The sequence below is a fragment of the Novosphingobium sp. genome, assembly GCF_027486195.1.
In the GTDB taxonomy this organism is placed as follows: domain Bacteria; phylum Pseudomonadota; class Alphaproteobacteria; order Sphingomonadales; family Sphingomonadaceae; genus Novosphingobium.
The window spans coordinates 1-5,003 of the sequence record NZ_JAIXPP010000052.1; the positions used below are offsets into that span (position 1 = coordinate 1).

At 62.7% G+C, this 5,003-nt stretch carries 7 protein-coding genes; 6 read left to right on the forward strand and 1 reads right to left on the reverse strand.

The genetic code is table 11. The features are described from left to right. The 3 genes from Q0071_RS10150 to Q0071_RS10160 all read left to right on the forward strand — a co-directional run. Window positions 1-1,113, forward strand: a 1,113-nt coding sequence (locus Q0071_RS10150) for a ribonucleoside-diphosphate reductase subunit alpha (RefSeq protein ID WP_298168365.1), incomplete at its 5' end; no start/stop codon positions are given. 4 nt (window positions 1,114-1,117) lie between these two features. Continuing rightward, on the forward strand, window positions 1,118-1,633 hold the full coding sequence (locus Q0071_RS10155; protein ID WP_298168367.1) for a hypothetical protein: 516 nt from the start codon (window positions 1,118-1,120) through the stop codon (window positions 1,631-1,633). A gap of 173 nt (window positions 1,634-1,806) precedes the next feature. Continuing rightward, window positions 1,807-2,187 carry a PepSY domain-containing protein gene (locus Q0071_RS10160; RefSeq protein ID WP_298168370.1) on the forward strand — a complete coding sequence of 127 codons (381 nt, stop codon included), beginning with the start codon at window positions 1,807-1,809 and terminating at the stop codon, window positions 2,185-2,187. 53 nt (window positions 2,188-2,240) lie between these two features. On the opposite strand, the gene Q0071_RS10165 is transcribed toward Q0071_RS10160, so the two are convergent. Further along, a complete protein-coding gene (locus Q0071_RS10165; RefSeq protein WP_298168373.1) occupies window positions 2,241-2,501 on the reverse strand; it encodes a DUF2171 domain-containing protein in 261 nt (86 codons plus the stop codon). Between the two features lie 189 nt (window positions 2,502-2,690). Here Q0071_RS10165 and Q0071_RS10170 point away from each other — a divergent pair, with 189 nt between their 5' ends. The 3 genes from Q0071_RS10170 to Q0071_RS10180 are packed head-to-tail and all read left to right on the forward strand — an operon-like array spanning window position 2,691 to window position 4,287. Further along, window positions 2,691-3,749: a ribonucleotide-diphosphate reductase subunit beta gene (locus tag Q0071_RS10170; protein WP_298168376.1), complete on the forward strand. Its 1,059-nt coding sequence runs from the start codon at window positions 2,691-2,693 to the stop codon at window positions 3,747-3,749. 57 nt (window positions 3,750-3,806) lie between these two features. After that, window positions 3,807-4,049, forward strand: a complete 243-nt coding sequence (locus Q0071_RS10175; protein ID WP_298168378.1) for a DUF4160 domain-containing protein — start codon at window positions 3,807-3,809, stop codon at window positions 4,047-4,049. Continuing rightward, complete coding sequence (locus Q0071_RS10180) at window positions 4,033-4,287, forward strand: DUF2442 domain-containing protein (RefSeq protein ID WP_298168381.1); 255 nt, start codon at window positions 4,033-4,035, stop codon at window positions 4,285-4,287. Before Q0071_RS10175 ends, Q0071_RS10180 begins: the two co-directional genes overlap by 17 nt. Window positions 4,288-5,003 lie beyond the last annotated feature (716 nt).

Here is a 5,003-nt window from a genome sequence, read left to right on the forward strand (position 1 = left end):
CGCTCGCTGTTCCAGAAGCTCGTCGAAACCCGCCTCGCCACGGGTGAGCCCTACATCGTGTTCAACGACACGGTGAACCGCATGATGCCCAAGCATCACCGCGATCTCGGCCTCAAGGTTTCGACCTCGAACCTGTGCTCGGAAATCACCCTGCCCACCGGGCGCGACCATCTCGGCAACGATCGCACCGCCGTCTGCTGCCTCTCCTCGCTCAACCTCGAAACCTGGGACGAGTGGAACAAGGACGACCGCTTCATCGAGGACGTCCTGCGCTTCCTCGACAACGTGCTGCAGGACTACATCGACCGCGCGCCGGACGAGATGGCCCGCGCCAAGTATTCGGCGATGCGCGAACGCTCGGTCGGCATGGGCGTGATGGGCTTCCACTCGTTCCTGCAGCTCAAGGGCATCGGTTTCGAAAGCGCCATGGCCAAGGCGTGGAACCTCAAGATGTTCAAGCACATCGCGTCGCGCGCGGATGAGGCATCGCTGCTCCTCGCGCAGGAGCGCGGCGCGTGCCCCGATGCGGCGGACATGGGCGTTATGCAGCGCTTCTCGTGCAAGATGGCGATTGCCCCCACCGCGTCGATCTCGATCATCTGCGGCGGCACCTCCGCCTGCATCGAGCCGATTCCGGCGAACATCTACACCCACAAGACGCTCTCGGGCAGCTTCGTGGTCAAGAACCCCTATCTCGAGAAGCTGCTCCAGTCGAAGTCGAAGGATTCGACCAACGTGTGGAACTCGATCCTCGAGCGCGGCGGTTCGGTCCAGCACCTCGATTTCCTCTCACCGGAGGAAAAGGCGGTCTACAAGACCAGCTTCGAGATCGACCAGCGCTGGCTGCTCGAATTCGCGGCAGATCGCACGCCCTATATCGATCAGGCGCAGTCGCTGAACCTCTACATCCCGGCAGACGTCGACAAGTGGGACCTCATGATGCTGCACTTCCAGGCGTGGGAGAAGGGCATCAAGTCGCTCTACTACCTCCGCTCGAAGTCGGTGCAGCGCGCAGGCTTTGCCGGCGGCGTGGAGGCGGACAACACCGCCGTCGCCCCGGTGATCGAGCTGGCGAGCCCGACCGACTACGAGGAATGCCTCGCCTGCCAGTGAGGCCTTGAGTTTTGTCAATCAACCATCCGGTTGCTTGACAAAAGAATGGCCCAGAGAGGTCTCGAACACCTCTCTGGGCCTGAACAAACCGCCGCAAGGGACGGCCGCGTTCTCACCCCTGACAATGCGCAGGGTCATACTCGGCGTCAAGTCTTGCGGCATTTCAGGAGTTGAAAATATGTCGCAGGTTGTGAGTATCGAATGGCCTCGTGCAAACGGGCTGAAGTTTGCGTCTGAGATCTATCCACTCGGAACACCTTTTCTCGAAGTTCCAGGTATTTACGTGATGTGTCGGCAAGTGCCCAATGGTTGGCAGGCATTGTATCTCGGGCAGGCTGCCAACCTGAACCAACGGGTTGGAGTTGGCTTGAAGCATCACCATGCTTTTGCAGCTGCCAAGGCACGTGGTGCCACGCACATCTGTGTTGCTCAGGTCGGCACGGCGTGGCAGCGTGATCAGATCGAGCGTGAACTTTGCGCGACGCTGCGTCCGGCAGTCAACCAGCAGCTGGTGCCGTAAAATGTGGAAGGGCCTCCGCCTTTTGTGTTCTCGTGTCGGGGGCCCGACCGCAGTTGGCGGCGCGTTGTTTTGCGAGAATTTTGCGACAACTCGCGACACGGTATCCGCTTGCCCTTCACGCGAAGGGCAGGCTACAGTTGCGAATAATTCGCAATTGCATAAGGGGCCCTGTCATGCGCAAGTTTCACCGCTGGATATCGGTGTTTTTCGGCGTCTTCCTTCTGTGGATCGCCGTGACCGGCACGCTCAGCCAGATCGTGCCCTTGATGGCCGGCGGGGAGAAGCCGAAGGCAGAGGCCAGCGCCAAACCGGCCTTCACCTGCCCGCCAGACTACCTGTGCCGGCCCAAACCCAAGCCGGGCGATCCGCGCGCGGTGATCGGCCTGCTGCATCATCTGCATTCGGGCGAAAGCTTCGGTCCGGTCGGCGTGGCGATCAGCCTGCTCTCGGGCTTCGCGATGATCTTCTTCAGCTTCTCAGGCCTTTGGCTCTACATCCAGATGTGGCGCAATCGGGCCGAGCGGAAGCTCGCCCCGCGCTGGTTCTGGAAATAGCGCGCCGCCCGGCCGCAACCTTTAACGGGATTGCGGCCGGATTCGCGCTTTCCTCAGCCTTCTTCTTCCATCCCGTAAGCCACATCGCCATTGGCGGAGAGGCGCACCTTGTCGCCCTCCACTTCGGCAACCAGCCCGAGCGAGAGATAGTGGTGGTGGCCCTGATGGGCCTCCCCTTCGATCCCGGCGCTGCTGTCTTTCTTGGTCAGCTTGATGCGGTCGCCGTCGACATGATCGACCGTGCCGACATGCACGCCGTCGGCGCCGATGACTTCCATGTGTTCGCGGATCTGTGCGGCAATGGGATTGGTCATGACTGGTCTCCAGTGTTGAGGTCGGGTCGCGCAGCCAGAAGGGCTGGCGGCCTCAAACACACAACGCGCCGCCCCCTCGGTCGTTCCACGCGGCAAGGCATGCCTTCCGCGCGTTTGCCCTTTCGCACCGCTTATCGTTCAGCCGCATGATCGCCATATTTCAATCTCTTGCCGTACAGGATCCGTCCCATGTCCCTTCTTGAAGCCCGCAGCTCCTACAAGCCCTTCGAATATCCCTGGGCCTACGACTTCTGGAAGCGCCAGCAGCAGATCCACTGGATGCCGGAAGAAGTGCCCTTGGGCGAAGATTGCCGCGATTGGGCGCAGAAGATCTCGGACCACGAGCGCAACCTGCTCACCCAGATCTTCCGCTTCTTCACCCAGGCCGATGTCGAGGTGCAGGATTGCTACCACGACAAGTACGGCCGCGTGTTCAAGCCGACCGAGGTCAAGATGATGCTCGCCGCCTTCTCCAACATGGAGACGGTGCACATCGCCGCCTATTCGCACCTGCTCGACACCATCGGCATGCCCGAAAGCGAATACGCGATGTTCCTCGAATACGAGGAAATGCGCGCCAAGCACGATTACCTGCAGCAGTTCGGCGTCGATTCCGATGAAGACATCGCCCGCACCCTCGCGATGTTCGGCGGCTTCACCGAAGGCCTCCAGCTCTTCGCCAGCTTCGCCATGCTGATGAACTTCCCGCGCTTCAACAAGATGAAGGGCATGGGCCAGATCGTCTCGTGGTCGGTGCGCGACGAATCGCTCCACTGCGAAGGCATCACCAAGCTGTTCCACGCCTTCGTGCAGGAGCGCGGCTGCCTAACCAAGGCGGTGAAGGAAGACATCATCGATTGCTGCCAGAAGACCGTCCGCCTCGAGGACGCCTTCATCGACCTCGCCTTCGAGCAGGGCCCGGTCCCGGGCATGAGCCCCAAGGAAATCAAGAAGTACATCCGCTACATCGCCGATTGGCGCCTCGGCCAGCTGGGCTTCCAGCCGATCTACATGATCGAGGAACACCCCCTCCCTTGGCTCACCCCGCTGCTCAACGGCGTCGAACACGCCAACTTCTTCGAGACCCGCGCCACCGAATACTCCAAGGCCGCCACCCGCGGCGACTGGAACACCGTGTGGTCGAGCTTCGACTCGCGCCGCAAGGCAAAGTCCGCGGAACCGGCGAACGAGCTGGTTGAGGAAGCCGAAGCGGACATGTTCAAGGCTGCGGGGATCGCGGCGGAGTAGGCAGGAACAAGGGAGAATGCGAGGGCCATCGCCCTCGCGCTCCCGGGAGCTGGCGGCATGCCCAAGGTTTTTGCCTGGAATGGCTACCGGTTTCACTTCTTCGCCAATGAGGGCGATCCGCGTGAAGCGCCGCATGTTCACGTGACCAAGGGGCGCGATACGGCCAAGTTCTGGCTCCGTCCCGAGGTCTCACTCGCCTACACTCGCGGCTTCTCGCCCCGAGTGCTTTCCGAACTTCACCGTGTTATAGAAGTGCGGCGCGATGAGATCGAAAGTGCGTGGCATGACTTTTTCGCCTGAACCCCTCGCTGTCCGGTTCGATGCAGATTCGTTCTGGGTCGATCTTGATGATGGCCGCACGCTGGGCGTTCCGCTCGCATGGTTCCCGCGCTTGCTCCACGCCACGCCCGAGCAGCGCGCCGCCGTTTCGCTGAGCCGCGCCGGCCTCCACTGGGACGAGATCGACGAGGATATCTCGGTGGCTGGCCTCCTCGCTGGCAAGGGCGACTTGACACGCCCTGCCAAGGCTGCAGCCTGACCATCTTGACAAAACAAACCAAATAGGTTATAAACTCCACCCAGATCGGGAGCCGGCAAGGCCAGCCTCGCCCTCGCTCTTCTGGCCCGAGGCGTCACGCCAAGGGCCAGCGCGGCCGGTGTGGGCTGCGGGGTTCAAGGCGGGACATGTGCCCGAACACCTTGGCCAGGCATTCACCACGCCCGCCCCGTTCAGTGCCCAGAGGCGCCCATGCGCCTGCAGGAGCCCGGCTGGTCTGCGAGCCGCCCCCGGGTCCGGGCACTGACGGCATCAGGTCGAGCCGGGTCAGGTCCTGCCCCATCCGGCCATTCGCAAGCGATGCAGCTTTTGGCGTGCCGCCCCGCAGTCCCCTCCCGAGGGGTTTTGCAGGCGCCGCACCGGCCGCGCGATCTCCCTTTTGCCCGGATGCCGCATTGCCGCGCCGCCAAATCCAACAGGATCGGCTCCCCAGCGCCTCTACCCTCGTCACCCCGGACTTGATCCGGGGTCCCGCTTCTTGCGGCACCCACCGCGCCCGCGCTCAAAAGCGGGACCCCGGGTCAAGCCCGGGGTGACGGGAAGTGGAGCGATGCGGCTACCCCCCGATCCACCCCATCGTCTTCGCCAGCAGCATGCCTTCCATGAAGACCAGCAGCCCGTAGACCGCCAGCCACATCAGCGGCCGTGGCACTTGCGCCAGATCGGGCCGCCCGACCGGATGGCGCAGCGGCACCACC

Coding starts and splice junctions, on each gene's coding strand:
- Q0071_RS10160 (WP_298168370.1), top strand. CDS start 1,807: ATGCGCAAGTTTCACCGCTGGATATCGGTGTTTTTCGGCGTCTTCCTT.
- Q0071_RS10165 (WP_298168373.1), bottom strand. CDS start 2,501: ATGACCAATCCCATTGCCGCACAGATCCGCGAACACATGGAAGTCATC.
- Q0071_RS10170 (WP_298168376.1), top strand. CDS start 2,691: ATGTCCCTTCTTGAAGCCCGCAGCTCCTACAAGCCCTTCGAATATCCC.
- Q0071_RS10175 (WP_298168378.1), top strand. CDS start 3,807: ATGCCCAAGGTTTTTGCCTGGAATGGCTACCGGTTTCACTTCTTCGCC.
- Q0071_RS10180 (WP_298168381.1), top strand. CDS start 4,033: ATGACTTTTTCGCCTGAACCCCTCGCTGTCCGGTTCGATGCAGATTCG.